A 12761-nucleotide genomic window follows, 5' to 3' on the forward strand; every position below is an offset into this window, starting at 1 on the left:
GTGAGAAACAGGGTTCTGACCCTGTTTCTCACTCACGACCTGTGACGGCCTCCTCGCCGGGGCGTTGGGGACGTCGGCGAGGAGACCGGGCTCAGCCCGTGTACGCCTTGAAGATGTTCGTGAACTCGTACAGGGACTGGGAAATCCCCGAGCACGTCGCGACCGCGCCGCCGCCGGGGCAGCCTCCGTTGTCGCGGCCCGCGGACCAGAAGCCGATGCTCGCCACGTGGTTCGCCTGCGCGAACGACAGCAGCTGCCGCGCCGCCGCCTGGTCCGTCACCGAACCCGTGTCGTTGCGGCCGATCATCGGGGTCAGGCCGAGCAGGCCCTTCACTTCGGCGTCGGACTTCGCGGGCCAGATCGTCTTCAGCTGGCCCAGGGTCGCGTTCGCCGCGGACACCAGCGCGTCGCCCCATGAACCGCTGTAGCCGAAGTCCATCAGCATCGGGTTGACCACGACGTTCAGCCCGCGCGCCGCCGCGTCCTGCAGGATCGACACCGAGAACGGGTCCATCCCGTAGTCCTGGCCCTGGATCCGCATCGTGTAGCTGATGTGCGTGCCGCGCTGCTGCTGCAGCCGCAGCAGGGCCTGGTTCACCGTGGCCGTCGGGATCGACGCCTCGACGTCGACGTCCAGGTTGTTGCTGCCCACCGCGTCCAGCGTCTTCACGTACGCGTTGTAGAGCGCGTCCACCGAGCCGCAGACGTTCTCCAGGTACGGGCCGAGCGCTCCCCCGGAAGCCACCGTGACGCCGCCGCCGAGAGACCGCAACGCGGTGACGTCGTTGATGATCCGCGAATCCAGCAGCGGGACCGTGCCGCCCCACTGCGGGTCGCAGCCGAGGCTGCTGCCCAAGGCGAAGGCGAGCGTGAAGTTCTTCTGGCCCGTCGCGTTCGCCACCGAGACCAGCGACGGCGTCGCCATCGTGATGTCGATGTACGGCGACACGCGTGCGCTCCCACCGGTGGGCGGCGTAGTAGTGGTGGTGGTGGTCGGCGGAGTCGTGGGCGTGGTCGTCGGAGACGTCCCTCCGGTGCACGGCTGGCCGTTCAGCTTGCAGTTCGCGGGCAGGCCGCCGCCGCTGACCAGGAAGCCGAAGCTGGTCGACGCGCCCGCGGCGACCGAGCTGTTGTACTCGCGGTTGGCGAACGAATGGTGCGTGCCGGAGGGCGTGTCGAGCGCGTCCCAATAGGACCCGAGCGACGTGCCGGAAGGCAGGTCGAACTCCAGCTTCCAGCCCGTCAGCGCGGACGTGCCCGCGCTGATCGTGTACTTGGCCTGGTAGCCGGAGCCCCAGTCGGAGTCCTTGGCGAACGCCGGCGACGGCGCGGTGGCGGCCGTCGCCGGCGAGACGACCAGCACCGTCGCCGCCGAAAGGAGCGTCGCGGCGAGAGCGAGCCTGGCTTTCATGGCGGACCCCTTCAGCGCACGGTCAGGGTGAGCCGCTGGATGCCCCAGGCGTCGGCCTGCGAGCCGGGGAGCCAGACGTCGACGATGTCGTCCTTGATCCAGCTGCCGATGTCCGCCGCGTAGCACTCGCCGTAGCCCGGCACGGAGAACCGGGTGCCCCACGGGATGATCCGCGCGTCGACCGCGCAGAAGCCCGGGCCGGCGCTGTAACCGAGCGCGGTCTGGGCGACGTCGTTGTAGGACGTGACGCGGTAGTTCAGCGTGGTGCCGGCCGGGATGCGGTACGTCGTGAGCCGGCTGGCGCCGTCGAGGCGGTACGCGGTGGAGATCTGCCCGAGCGAGCCGGGCGAGTTGTCCTCGGCCGTCATCGCGTAGAGCTGGTAGTTCGCGTCCTGGCAGGGGCTCGCGTCGGTGACGGTGAGCGTCGGCTGGCCCCAGTCGCTGATCCACTGGAGGGCTTGGCCGTTGCGGAACGCGCGGTAGGCCTTCGCACCGGCGACGCGGGCGAACGTGAAGGTGACCTTGCCGTCGGCACCGAGGCCGCCGGCGACGGAACCGGGCGCGGGCAGGCGGTTGCCGACGTTCACGGCGCCGACGAGCGTGCCGGGACCGTGGCCGCCGGTGACCGGTCGGTCCGGGATGGTGCCTGGGTAGAAGTGCTGGCACGCGGGGAGCGCGGCGGCCGACGCGGCGGGGGCGACGAGCACACTTCCGGCGGCGAAGGCGGCCAGCGCGAGGATCCGGGCGAAGCGCATGACGGAGAAACCTCCATGGTGGGGACCGGGGTGGAGGTGACGCAGGTGGGGAGGTGCGGGTTCGCCGCGCACCTGACGTTAAGTGGCCTGGACCACACAGTCAATAGGTCTAGACCTTTAAGTTTTCCGCGACCCCCGGACGGCTCAGAGGTACCCGACCAGGAGGTCGGCGATCTGCGCGGGGTGGCTCAGCGGCGCGCAGTGCGGGCCGTCGACCTCGTCCGGCTCGAGGCCCAGCCGTTCGCGCGCCACGCGACGCTGGAAGTCCGGCGTGAAGAACCGGTCGTCGCGGCACAGCACCACGCGGGTCGGGACGTCCGGGTGGGCCGGCAGCGGCCACGGGTCCTCGCCCTCCCGGCTCACCTGGTCGCGGCCGTGCGCCATGCCTTCCGACGCGAGCGCCGGATCGACACCGTTGAAGAACGTCTCGACGTCGCTCAAGCCCGAAGGCGCCGAGAACCCCGTGTTCCCCCACCACTGCCCCGGCGGCTCCGCGGGCGCCGGGATCATCCCGGCCAGGTAGACGAGCAGTCGCGCGCGCACCTTCGACGCGACCAGCGGGGCCGTGAACCCGCCGTACGAGTGGCCGACGACGGCGACGTCCGAAGCGTCGCCCAGCGCGGCCAGCACCGTGTCGACGAAGTCCGGGAGCCCGGCCGAGCTGTCGGTGATCGGCAGGTCCGGCGCGACGAAGTCGTGGCCGCGGGCCACCAGCTCCGGGCCGAGCCGGTGGAAGTCCCACCCGCTGCCGCCGCCCCCGTGGATCAGCGCGAAGGTCGTCATGCCGGCCAGCTCAGCAGCGGCGCAGCATGTCCGTCAAGGCGGTTTTCTCCCCTTCGGTGACGGTCAGGCCGTAGAAGTGCTTCACCACGATCCAGTCGGTCGCGTAGGTGCACCAGAACGCGACGAGCGGCGGTTTCCACTGGTCGGGCGCCTTGTCGCTCTTCTGCTGGTTGAGGTTGTCGGTGACGGCGAACAGCTGCGGCCGGGTGAGGTCGTTGGCGAACTGCTGGCGCTTCTCGGTCGTCCACGTCTTGGCGCCGCTGGCCCAGGCCTGCCCGAGCGGGACCATGTGGTCGATGTCGAGGTCGGTTGCCTTGGTCCAGGTCTCGTCGTCGTAGACGCTGGTCCACGTCCCGGACGTCACCTTGCAGTCCTTATCGGTCTGCACGTCCTTGCCCGCGCGCTTGAGGACGACTTCGCGGGTGTCGCAGCTCGACCCCTGGCTGGACCAGTGCGGGAACTTCTCGCGCGAGTAGCCGTCCATGGACGTCCGGGCGGCGATGGTCAGCTCGCCGAGCTGCTTCTGCGCGTCGGCCGCGCTGACCGGAACCGGTGCCGGGGACGCCGACGGCGGCGGGGTCGCACCGGAGCTTCTGCTCGTGGCCCAGTACCCGAAGAGGGCGATCGCCAGGATCGCGACTACCAGCAGAGATCGTTGGGTCACGCTGAGCCGAAAGCCGCGGGCCGCCACTATTTTCTCCTCCCGAATTCACCTGAGCGCGGCGTAGTCTCACCCCTGCCGGCCTGGGAAAACCGCGCCGACACGACGACCTGGCGCGAATGTGATCTCGCCCACCCATGGCGGATGTGTCACACCGAGCCGTCCAACTGCGACTACCGGAGCAGGACCCATCCGGAGGGAGCAGCCGATGCCCGGCCGGCTCAAAAAGTTCGACGAGTTCTTCCAGCGCAAAGCCGCCGAGGGCGGCAACGTCGTCGCCATGGCCCGCATGGGTTCGGCGATGCGGGAGCGCGGGGACCTCGCCGAGGCCGAAACGTGGTTCCGCAAGGCCGCCATGGGCGGCGACCGCGTCTCGATGACCTCGCTCGCCCACCTGCTGGCCGAACGCGGCGTGCTCGACGAAGCCGAGCGCTGGTACCACGAGGCCGCCCTGGCCGGCGAGCCGCACGGGATGCTGAACCTCGCCAAGTCGTACGAGCGGCGCGGCAAGCGCGAAGACGCCCAGCACTGGTACGCCGAGGCGGCCGGCACCGGCGACCTGCCCTCGATCGCCGCGCTCGGGCACATGCTGCGCGAACAGGGCAGGCTCGAAGAGGCCGAATCGTGGCTGCGCCAGGCCGCCGACGCCGGGATCACCGCCGCGATGATCGACCTGGGTGTCCTGCTGCGCGACCGCGGCCAGGCCGCCGAAGCTTCCCGCTGGTGGCGCTCGGCCGTGCTGGCCGGCGACCTCGCCGCCACCTGCCAGCTGGGCCGGCAGGCCGAGCGGCTCGGCCGGCCCGGCGACGCCGAGAACTGGTACCGCCAGGGCGCGACCGGCGGGCACGGCGAGGCGATCGTCCGGCTCGGGCTGCTGCTGCACCGCCGCGGCGACCTCGAAGAAGCCGAGAACTGGTACCTCGACGCCGCCGAGCGCGGCGACCCCGCGGCGATGACCAACCTCGGCGTGCTCGCCCGCAACCGCGGCGACGAGGGCGAGGCCGCCGCCTGGTACCGCAAGGCCGCCGAGCACGGCAGCGTCCCGGCGCTCACCAACCTCGGGCACCTCGCCGAACACCGGGACGACCTGGCGGAGGCCGAGCGGTGGTTTCGCCGGGCGGCCGAGACGGGCGACGTCCAGGGCATGCTCAGCCTGGCCCGGATGCTGCGGTCCCGCGGGTCCGGCCATGAGGCGGAACAGTGGCTCGCCCGGGCGGAGCACCTGCAGGACGACCGCGAGCACCACGTCTGAGGGGCTGATCAGACCCGGTTGGCGGAGCGGAGACCCCCTTCGATCTATTGTGTGATCCAACTCACAGTTCTAATCTGGGGTGCGCTCCCACCACCGAGCAGTCGCCCCCGAGGAAGTGCCGCGATGTCGTGGTCACCGAATCACCCGGACTCCGTCGACGCCCTCTTCGAGCGCCGCGAGGCGCCCGTGCTCGCCCTGGCCGACGACGCGCGCGAGGTCGCCGAGGCGTGTCACGACATGGCCCGCCGCTTCCACCGCGGCGGCAAGCTCGTGGTGTTCGGCAACGGCGGCCCCAGCACCGACGCCCAGCACGTGGCGGTCGAGTTCGTCCACCCGGTGATCGTGGGCAAGCGCGCGCTGCCGGCCCTCTCGCTGACCGCCGACGTCGCGACGGTCACCGGCGTCGCCAACCGCGTCGGCCTCGAGGACGTCTTCGCCCACCAGCTGCGGATCATCGGCGAACCCGCCGACATCGCGCTGGGCATCTCCACCGACGGCGACTGCGCCAACGTCCGCCGCGCCCTCGAAACGGCCCGCGACCTCGGGATGCTCACCGTCGCTCTGACGGGTGGCAACGGCGGCGCGATCGCCGCGACCACCGGGCTGCACCACGTCTTCATCGCCCGCTCGACCGACCCGCGGATCGTCAAGGAGGTCCACGTGACCACCTACCACGTGCTGTGGGAGCTGGTGCACGTCTTCTTCGAGCAACCCGGTCTGCTGGCTCCGGAGGTGGCGTCGTGAACGCCCGTGACGCCGACAGACAAGCCGGCCCCGTCTGTCACGACGGGGTGTGCATCACCTGCTCCGACACCGCGGTCGAGGTGACCGTGGTCGAGCTCCTCGAGCACGAGCTCGCTGTCGTGGACACCGGGTCCACCCGGGAAGAGGTCAGTGTCGCGCTGGTCGAGGCCGGCGTCGGCGACCGCATCCTGGTGCACGCCGGGGAAGCCATCGCACGCTTGGAGAAGTCCTAAGCCGCGGGAGATTCGGAATGACGCGGGAACACCCCGTCACCGACGGTCTCGAAGCGCTGTACCCGTTCCTGTACTCGGGTGAGAGCGATCTCGACGCCGTCCTCGACCAGGTCGAGCAGTCCACTGTGGACAAGGTGCGCGAGATCGTCGCCCTGCGCGGTGACGTGCTCGCGGCCGATCGCGACCGCCTGTTCGCGTGCGCGCAGGACCTCGCGCGCGCGTTCCGCGGCGGCGGCCGGCTGCTCGCCTTCGGCAACGGCGGCAGCTCGACCGACGCCCAGGACCTCGCCAGCCTGTTCCTCAGCCCCGCGGGCGACGCGAAACCGTTGCCCGCCTTCGGGTTGACGAACGACATCGCGGTGGTGACGGCCCTGTCCAACGACATCGGGTTCGACGTCGTCTTCGCCCGGCAGATCGGTGCTTTCGGGCGTCCCGGCGACATCGCGGTGGGCCTGTCCACCAGCGGGAACTCCGCGAACCTGGTGCGTGCCTTCGACGAAGCCGCCCGGCGCGGCCTGGTGACCGTCGGCATCGCCGGCTACGACGGCGGGAAGATGGCCGAGCTGGACAGCATCGACCACCTCTTCGTCGTCCCGTCCCCTTCCGTGCACCGCATCCAGGAAGCCCAGACGACCCTCTACCACGCGCTGTGGGAGCTGACCCTCGGCGCGCTCGACGACCTCGCCAAGGGTGATCAGCCGTGACGCATGCCGCAGAACAAACCGAAGAGCAGCCCATCCACATCCTCTGGATCAACGCCGGACTGTCGTGCGACGGCGACTCCGTCGCACTGACGGCCGCCACGCAACCGAGCATCGAGGAAATCGTCCTCGGCGCTTTGCCCGGCTTGCCCAAGATCGCGGTCCACTGGCCGTTGATCGACTTCGAATGCGGCCCCGACAAGGGGGCCGACACGTTCATCGAGTGGTTCTACAAAGCCGACCGCGGTGAGCTGGAGCCGTTCGTGCTGGTCGTCGAGGGCTCGATCCCGAACGAGGCGATCAAGGAAGAGGGCTACTGGTGCGGGTTCGGGAACAACCCCGAGACCGGCCAGCCGATGACGACCAGCGAGTGGCTGGACCGCTTGACGCCCAAGGCATTGGCGGTGATGGCCGTCGGCACCTGCGCCACCTACGGCGGCATCCACGCGATGGAGGGCAACCCGACCGGCGCCATGGGCGTGCCGGACTACCTGGGCTGGGACTGGAAGTCCGGCGCCGGCATCCCGATCGTCTGCGTGCCCGGCTGCCCGACCCACCCGGACAACCTGTCCGAGACCATCACCTACCTGCTCTACCAGGCCGCCGGGCAGGCGCCGATGATCCCGCTCGACGACCACCTGCGGCCCCAGTGGCTCTTCGGCGCGACCGTGCACGAGGGCTGCGACCGCGGCGGCTACTACGAGCAGGGCGAGTTCGCCACCGAGTACGGCTCCCCGAAGTGCCTGGTGAAGCTGGGCTGCTGGGGCCCGGTCGTCAAGTGCAACGTGCCGAAACGCGGCTGGATCAACGGCGTCGGCGGCTGCCCGAACGTCGGCGGGATCTGCATCGGCTGCACCATGCCGGGCTTCCCGGACAAGTTCATGCCGTTCATGGACGAGCCGCCGGGCGCGCAGGTGTCGTCGCTGGCCAGCGGCGCGTACGGGTCGGTGATCCGGCGGCTGCGGAAGATCACCGAGCGCAAGCTCGACAAAGAGCCCAGGTGGCGGCACACGGGCAAGAAGCTCGACACCGGCTACCAGGCGGAGGTGCGGTCATGACCGAGATGAAGGACAAGACCGACCTCGTCGAGATGGCGTGGGACCCGATCACCCGGATCGTCGGCAGCCTCGGGATCTACACGAAGATCGACTGGGCGGCCAAGCGCGTCGTCGAGTGCCACAGCACGTCGTCGGTCTTCCGCGGCTACAGCATCTTCATGAAGGGCAAGGACCCGCGCGACGCGCACTTCATCACCAGCCGGATCTGCGGGATCTGCGGCGACAACCACGCGACGTGCTCGGTGTACGCCCAGAACATGGCCTACGGCGTCCGCCCGCCGCACCTCGGCGAGTGGATCATCAACCTCGGCGAGGCCGCCGAATACATGTTCGACCACAACATCTTCCAGGAGAACCTGGTCGGGGTCGACTACTGCGAGAAGATGGTCGCCGAGACCAACCCCGGCGTCCTCGAGCTGGCCAACCGCACCGAGGCGCCGCACGCGGGCGACCACGGCTACCGCACCATCGGCGACATCATGCGCTCGCTGAACCCGCTGGAGGGCGAGTTCTACCGCGAGGCCCTGCAGGTCTCCCGCAGCACGCGCGAGATGTTCTGCCTGATGGAAGGCCGGCACGTCCATCCGTCCACTTTGTACCCCGGCGGCGTCGGCACGGTGGCGACCGTGCAGCTGTTCACCGACTACCTGACCCGGCTGATGCGCTACGTCGAGTTCATGAAGCGCTGCCTGCCGATGCACGACGACCTCTTCGACTTCTTCTACGAAGCCCTGCCCGGCTACGAAGAGGTCGGGCGGCGGCGGATCCTGCTCGGCTGCTGGGGCAGTCTCAACGACCCCGAGTACTGCGACTTCACCTACGAGAACATGGAGTCCTGGGGCCGCAAGATGTTCGTCACGCCGGGCGTGGTCGTCGACGGCAAGCTCGTCACGACCAGCCTGGTCGACATCAACCTCGGCATCCGGATCCTGCTCGGCAGCTCGTTCTACGAGGACTGGGCCGACCAGCCGATGTTCGTCACGCAGGACCCGCTGGGCAACCCGGTCGACCAGCGCCACCCGTGGAACCAGCACACCATCCCGCGCCCGGCGAAGCGCGACTTCGACGGCAAGTACTCGTGGACGATGTCGCCGCGCTGGTTCGACGGCAAGGACCACCTGGCCCTGGACACCGGCGGCGGCCCGATCGCCCGGCTGTGGGTGACGGCGCTGGCCGGGCTCGTCGACACGCCGTACCTGAAGTCGACCGGCCACAGCGTCAAGATCTCCTTGCCGCGCACGGCGACCAAGCCCGAAGTCGAGTTCGAGTGGAAGATCCCGAAGTGGAGCAACGCGCTCGAGCGCAACCGCGCGCGGACGTACTTCCAGGCGTACGCGGCCGCGCTGGCCCTGCACTTCGCCGACCAGGCCCTCGGTGAGGTCCGCAAGGGCAACACCAAGACGTGGGAGCCGTTCAAGGTCCCGGACGAAGGCGTGAGCTGCGGCTTCACCGAGGCGGTCCGCGGCGTGCTCTCGCACCACATGGTGATCAAGGGCGGCAAGATCGCGAACTACCACCCGTACCCGCCGACGCCGTGGAACGGCAGCGTGCGCGACAGCTTCGGCACGCCGGGGCCGTACGAGGACGCCGTGCAGAACACGCCGATCTTCGAGGAGAACACGCAGGAGAACTTCAAGGGCATCGACATCATGCGCGCGGTCCGCAGCTTCGACCCGTGCCTGCCCTGCGGCGTCCACATGTACACCGGCAAGGGCAAGGTCGTCGAACGGCTGCACACCCCGCACGCGTTCGGCGGGGAGCTCGGCTGATGACGGAAGTCGACCGGGTCGGCGAGCGCATCGAGCAGCTGCTGGGCGAGTTCGGCGGAACGGACGCCGAGCTCGCCGAGGACCTCGTCCACACGCTGCTCGAGTTCTACGGCGCCGGCCTGGCCCGGATCATCGAGATCATCGGCTCGGACCGGGCGCTGCTGGACCGGCTCGTCGAAGACGACCACATCCGCGGCCTGCTCGTGCTGCACGACCTGCACCCCCGGTCGACGCACGAGCGAGTCACCGAGGCGCTCGACAAGGTCCGGCCGTACCTGGGCTCGCACGCCGGCGACGTCGAGTTCGTCGGGATCGAGGACGGTGTCCTGCGGCTGCGGCTGCGGGGCACCTGCGACGGCTGCCCGTCGTCGACGGTCACCGCGAAGTACGCCATCGAGCGCGTGGTCCGGGAAGCGGCGCCGGAGATCTCCGACGTCGTCGTCGACGGGGTCGTGCCGGAAGAAACCGGCCCGGGCGGGCGGCCGCTGCTGCCGCTGGTCCCGTGTCCCGTGGAGGTCCCGTGACGGGCGGCCTGCGCAGGTTCCGCACTCCCGTCCGGCGCGCCGCGCCGGGCGAGAAGTGCGAGATGTGCGCGGAACCGATCACCGCCGAGCACGGGCACGTCATCGACCTCGAATCCCGGACGATCCTCTGCACCTGCCGGGGCTGCTACCTGCTCTTCACCCACCGCGGGGCGGGCGGGAAGCGGCACCGGGCGGTGCCGGACCGCTTCCGCCACGCGCCGCGGTTCGGGCCGGGGACGGCGCTGTGGGAGTCGGCCGGGATCCCGGTGAAGACGGCGTTCCTGTTCCGCAACTCGGTGCAGGACCGCCCGGTCGCGTTCTACCCGAGCCCGGCGGGCGCGACGGAGTCGCTGCTGGAGCTCGGCACGTGGGAGGAGCTGCTGGCGGGCACCCCCGCGTTCGCCGACGTCGCCGACGACGTCGAAGCCCTGCTGCTGAACCAGCTCGACCTGGGTTTCGAGTGCTTCCTGGTGCCGATCGACGTCTGCTACGAGCTGGTCGGGCTGGTCCGGACGACCTGGCGGGGCTTCGACGGCGGCACCGAAGCGCACGAGGCCATCGACGGGTTCTTCGCGCGCCTGCGGGAGCGCAGCGAGGTCGTGGCCGATGGCTGAGCTGACCTTCGACTGCATCGACGTCCGGCCGCTGAAGTACGCCGCGTCGCCGACGCTCGCGTTCAAGCTGCGGATCTCCGAGCTGACCGGGCAGCCCGTCCACGCGATGGTGCTGCGCGTCCAGATCCGCATCGAGCCGCAGCGGCGCCGGTACGCCGACGACGAGTCGGAGCTGCTCACCCACCTCTTCGGCGACCGGTCCCGGTGGGGCGAGACGCTGAAGCCGTTCCAGTTCACGACGATCTCGGTGACCGTGCCGGGGTTCTCCGGCGCCACCGAGGTCGACGCCGAGGTGCCGTGCACCTACGACCTCGAAGTCGCGGCCGGCAAGTACTTCCACGCGCTGTCCGACGGCGTCGTGCCGATGGTGCTGCTGTTCAGCGGGACCGTGTTCGGCAAGGGCGGGCCGGGGTTCTGGGTCGAGCAAGTGCCGTGGCACACGCAGGCCGAGTGCCGGATGCCGGTGCGCGTCTGGGACGAGCTGATGTCCCGCTACTTCCCGAACGTCGCGTGGATCAAGCTGCCGCGCGAGACCGTGGACGCGCTGCTCAAGTACAAGGCGCAGCACGCGATCCCGACCTGGGAAGCCGCCGTCGAGCAGCTGCTGGCCGGTGGGCCGTGAACGTTCTCGACCAGGCCCGCGCGGTCGGCGACGCCGTGCTCTACGAGGGCTACCTCCTCTACCCGTACCGCGCGTCGGCCGGGAAGAACAAGGTGCGCTGGCAGTGGGGCGTGCTGATGCCGCCGTCGTACGCGTCGGCGGAGATCGGCGAGCACGCCTCAGCCCGCGTCGAGTGCGTCCTCGAACCCCTCGCGCACACGATCCTGCACGTCAAGCTGCGGTTCCTGCAGACCCGGACGCAGGACACCACGTGGGACGAAGCCGTCGAGCACGAGATCGACTTCGAGCTGCCGCTCGCGGAACTCCCGGCCGAAGCGCCGTTCACCGTGCCGGGCGACGGGCAGCGGACGCACGAGCTGTCCGGCATCCTCACCGTCCGGCTCGACCCGCTCGACGGCCCCTTCGGTGGCACCCGGCTGCGGCTCGACCTGCACAACACGACGTCGTGGCCGTCCGACGGCGTCCGCTCGCACGCCCTGCGGCACGCGCTGCTCGCCGCCCACCTCGTGCTCAGCGTCGGCACCGGGCACTTCCTGTCGATGCTGGACCCGCCGGAGTGGGCCAAGCCGGCGGTCGAAGCCTGCCGGCAGGAGCGGCTGTGGCCGGTGCTGATCGGCGACACCTCGCGCAGCACGGTCGTGCTCGCGTCGCCGATCATCCTCTACGACGACCCGGCGATCGCGCCGGAAAGCCCGGGTGACCTCTTCGACGGCACCGAGATCGACGAAATCCTCACCCTGCGCACGATGACGCTGACCGACGAGGAGAAACGCGAGGCCCGGGCCACCGACCCGCGCGCGGCGGCCATCGTCGACCGCGTCGACACGATGCCGCCCGAGCTGCTCGACCGCCTGCACGGCGCGATCCGCTCCGTGCGCCCGGTCGAGCCCTCGGTGACCGTCGCCGGGGTGCGCGTCGCCGAAGGGTCGCGGGTGCGCCTGCGGCCGAACCTGCGGGGCGCCGACGCGCAGGACATGTTCCTCACCGCCAGGACCGCCACCGTCCGGACCGTGCTGACCGATGTGGACGGTGTCACGTACGTCGCCGTCACCCTCGACGACGACCCCGGCGCCGACCTGCAGCACGCGCACGGCCGGTACCGGTACTTCTCCCCCGACGAGATCGAACCCCTGGAGGTCGCGGAATGAGGCCACGAGTCCTGGTCGCCGGCATCGGCAACATCTTCCTCGGCGACGACGGGTTCGGCGTCGAGGTCATCAAGGAGCTGGAAGGGACCGACCTGCCGCCCTGGGTGCAGATCGCCGACTACGGCATCGCCGGCATGCACCTCGCCTACGACCTGATGGGCGGCTACGACACGACCATCCTGCTCGACGCGACCCCGCACGGCCGCCCGCCCGGGACGCTCTCGCTGATCGAGGCCGACACCGAGGACCTGGCCGCCACGGCGTCGATCGACGCGCACGGCATGCGGCCGGACGCGGTGTTCCGGCTGCTCAGGTTGCTCGGCGGCGACGCCGGGCGCGTCCTGCTCGTCGGCTGCGAACCGGCCTGCCTCGACGAAGGGATCGGCCTGTCGCCCCAGGTGGCGGCGGCCATCCCGGCCGCGGTCCGCGCCGTCACCGAACTGGCCTGGGGCACCAGCCCGCAGCTGCAACCCACGGAGGTCTGAG

15 protein-coding genes are annotated in these 12761 nt (G+C 70.3%); 11 read left to right on the forward strand and 4 right to left on the reverse strand.

Annotated features, from left to right (window positions below; translation table 11 throughout):
* Window positions 1–91 precede the first annotated feature (91 nt).
* From ABZ342_RS45615 to ABZ342_RS45630, 4 genes are all read right to left on the reverse strand, one after another.
* Window positions 92–1411 (reverse strand): cellulose binding domain-containing protein, encoded by a 1320-nt coding sequence (locus ABZ342_RS45615; RefSeq protein WP_360487369.1) that lies wholly within the window; start codon window positions 1409–1411, stop codon window positions 92–94.
* An 11-nt stretch (window positions 1412–1422) separates the two neighbouring features.
* On the reverse strand, window positions 1423–2166 hold the full coding sequence (locus ABZ342_RS45620; protein ID WP_360487371.1) for a 3D domain-containing protein: 744 nt from the start codon (window positions 2164–2166) through the stop codon (window positions 1423–1425).
* 144 nt (window positions 2167–2310) lie between these two features.
* Window positions 2311–2949, reverse strand: coding sequence for an alpha/beta hydrolase family protein (locus tag ABZ342_RS45625; RefSeq protein WP_360487374.1), 639 nt, complete (start codon window positions 2947–2949; stop codon window positions 2311–2313).
* 10 nt (window positions 2950–2959) lie between these two features.
* A complete protein-coding gene (locus ABZ342_RS45630; protein WP_360487376.1) occupies window positions 2960–3640 on the reverse strand; it encodes an HNH endonuclease family protein in 681 nt (226 codons plus the stop codon).
* A 178-nt stretch (window positions 3641–3818) separates the two neighbouring features.
* On the opposite strand from ABZ342_RS45630, the gene ABZ342_RS45635 reads away from it, so the two are divergent.
* The 11 genes from ABZ342_RS45635 to ABZ342_RS45685 all read left to right on the forward strand — a co-directional run bounded on the left by ABZ342_RS45635 (window position 3819) and on the right by ABZ342_RS45685 (window position 12760).
* Window positions 3819–4862, forward strand: a complete 1044-nt coding sequence (locus tag ABZ342_RS45635; RefSeq protein ID WP_155548567.1) for a tetratricopeptide repeat protein — start codon at window positions 3819–3821, stop codon at window positions 4860–4862.
* A 123-nt stretch (window positions 4863–4985) separates the two neighbouring features.
* On the forward strand, window positions 4986–5606 hold the full coding sequence (locus tag ABZ342_RS45640; RefSeq protein WP_360487379.1) for an SIS domain-containing protein: 621 nt from the start codon (window positions 4986–4988) through the stop codon (window positions 5604–5606).
* Window positions 5607–5653: 47 nt separating this feature from the next.
* The gene (locus ABZ342_RS45645; RefSeq protein ID WP_155549431.1) at window positions 5654–5839 is read left to right on the forward strand and encodes a HypC/HybG/HupF family hydrogenase formation chaperone; all 186 of its coding nucleotides are present in this window, start codon (window positions 5654–5656) and stop codon (window positions 5837–5839) included.
* 17 nt (window positions 5840–5856) lie between these two features.
* A complete protein-coding gene (locus ABZ342_RS45650; protein ID WP_360487382.1) occupies window positions 5857–6543 on the forward strand; it encodes an SIS domain-containing protein in 687 nt (228 codons plus the stop codon).
* The gene (locus ABZ342_RS45655) at window positions 6540–7598 is read left to right on the forward strand and encodes a hydrogenase expression protein HypE (protein ID WP_360487385.1); all 1059 of its coding nucleotides are present in this window, start codon (window positions 6540–6542) and stop codon (window positions 7596–7598) included. Before ABZ342_RS45650 ends, ABZ342_RS45655 begins: the two co-directional genes overlap by 4 nt.
* Window positions 7595–9367 (forward strand): nickel-dependent hydrogenase large subunit, encoded by a 1773-nt coding sequence (locus ABZ342_RS45660; RefSeq protein WP_155548563.1) that lies wholly within the window; start codon window positions 7595–7597, stop codon window positions 9365–9367. Before ABZ342_RS45655 ends, ABZ342_RS45660 begins: the two co-directional genes overlap by 4 nt.
* Complete coding sequence (locus tag ABZ342_RS45665; RefSeq protein WP_360487388.1) at window positions 9367–9891, forward strand: NifU family protein; 525 nt, start codon at window positions 9367–9369, stop codon at window positions 9889–9891. The genes ABZ342_RS45660 and ABZ342_RS45665 overlap by 1 nt, the downstream gene beginning before the upstream one ends.
* A complete protein-coding gene (locus tag ABZ342_RS45670) occupies window positions 9888–10505 on the forward strand; it encodes a DUF5947 family protein (protein ID WP_360487391.1) in 618 nt (205 codons plus the stop codon). The genes ABZ342_RS45665 and ABZ342_RS45670 overlap by 4 nt, the downstream gene beginning before the upstream one ends.
* Entirely contained in the window at window positions 10498–11127 is a 630-nt protein-coding gene (locus tag ABZ342_RS45675; protein WP_360487394.1) for a DUF6084 family protein, read from the forward strand. Before ABZ342_RS45670 ends, ABZ342_RS45675 begins: the two co-directional genes overlap by 8 nt.
* Complete coding sequence (locus ABZ342_RS45680; RefSeq protein ID WP_360487397.1) at window positions 11124–12275, forward strand: hypothetical protein; 1152 nt, start codon at window positions 11124–11126, stop codon at window positions 12273–12275. The genes ABZ342_RS45675 and ABZ342_RS45680 overlap by 4 nt, the downstream gene beginning before the upstream one ends.
* Window positions 12272–12760 (forward strand): hydrogenase maturation protease, encoded by a 489-nt coding sequence (locus ABZ342_RS45685; RefSeq protein ID WP_155548559.1) that lies wholly within the window; start codon window positions 12272–12274, stop codon window positions 12758–12760. Before ABZ342_RS45680 ends, ABZ342_RS45685 begins: the two co-directional genes overlap by 4 nt.
* The last annotated feature ends 1 nt before the right edge of the window (window position 12761 follow it).

The organism is Amycolatopsis sp. NPDC005961, from assembly GCF_040629235.1.
GTDB lineage: Bacteria > Actinomycetota > Actinomycetes > Mycobacteriales > Pseudonocardiaceae > Amycolatopsis > Amycolatopsis camponoti.

What these genes read in the sequence shown, in the direction of transcription:
- ABZ342_RS45615 (WP_360487369.1), bottom strand. Translation starts at nt 1,411, where the DNA reads ATGAAAGCCAGGCTCGCTCTCGCCGCGACGCTCCTTTCGGCGGCGACG.
- ABZ342_RS45620 (WP_360487371.1), bottom strand. Translation starts at nt 2,166, where the DNA reads ATGCGCTTCGCCCGGATCCTCGCGCTGGCCGCCTTCGCCGCCGGAAGT.
- ABZ342_RS45625 (WP_360487374.1), bottom strand. Translation starts at nt 2,949, where the DNA reads ATGACGACCTTCGCGCTGATCCACGGGGGCGGCGGCAGCGGGTGGGAC.
- ABZ342_RS45635 (WP_155548567.1), top strand. Translation starts at nt 3,819, where the DNA reads ATGCCCGGCCGGCTCAAAAAGTTCGACGAGTTCTTCCAGCGCAAAGCC.
- ABZ342_RS45640 (WP_360487379.1), top strand. Translation starts at nt 4,986, where the DNA reads ATGTCGTGGTCACCGAATCACCCGGACTCCGTCGACGCCCTCTTCGAG.
- ABZ342_RS45650 (WP_360487382.1), top strand. Translation starts at nt 5,857, where the DNA reads ATGACGCGGGAACACCCCGTCACCGACGGTCTCGAAGCGCTGTACCCG.
- ABZ342_RS45660 (WP_155548563.1), top strand. Translation starts at nt 7,595, where the DNA reads ATGACCGAGATGAAGGACAAGACCGACCTCGTCGAGATGGCGTGGGAC.
- ABZ342_RS45665 (WP_360487388.1), top strand. Translation starts at nt 9,367, where the DNA reads ATGACGGAAGTCGACCGGGTCGGCGAGCGCATCGAGCAGCTGCTGGGC.
- ABZ342_RS45675 (WP_360487394.1), top strand. Translation starts at nt 10,498, where the DNA reads ATGGCTGAGCTGACCTTCGACTGCATCGACGTCCGGCCGCTGAAGTAC.
- ABZ342_RS45685 (WP_155548559.1), top strand. Translation starts at nt 12,272, where the DNA reads ATGAGGCCACGAGTCCTGGTCGCCGGCATCGGCAACATCTTCCTCGGC.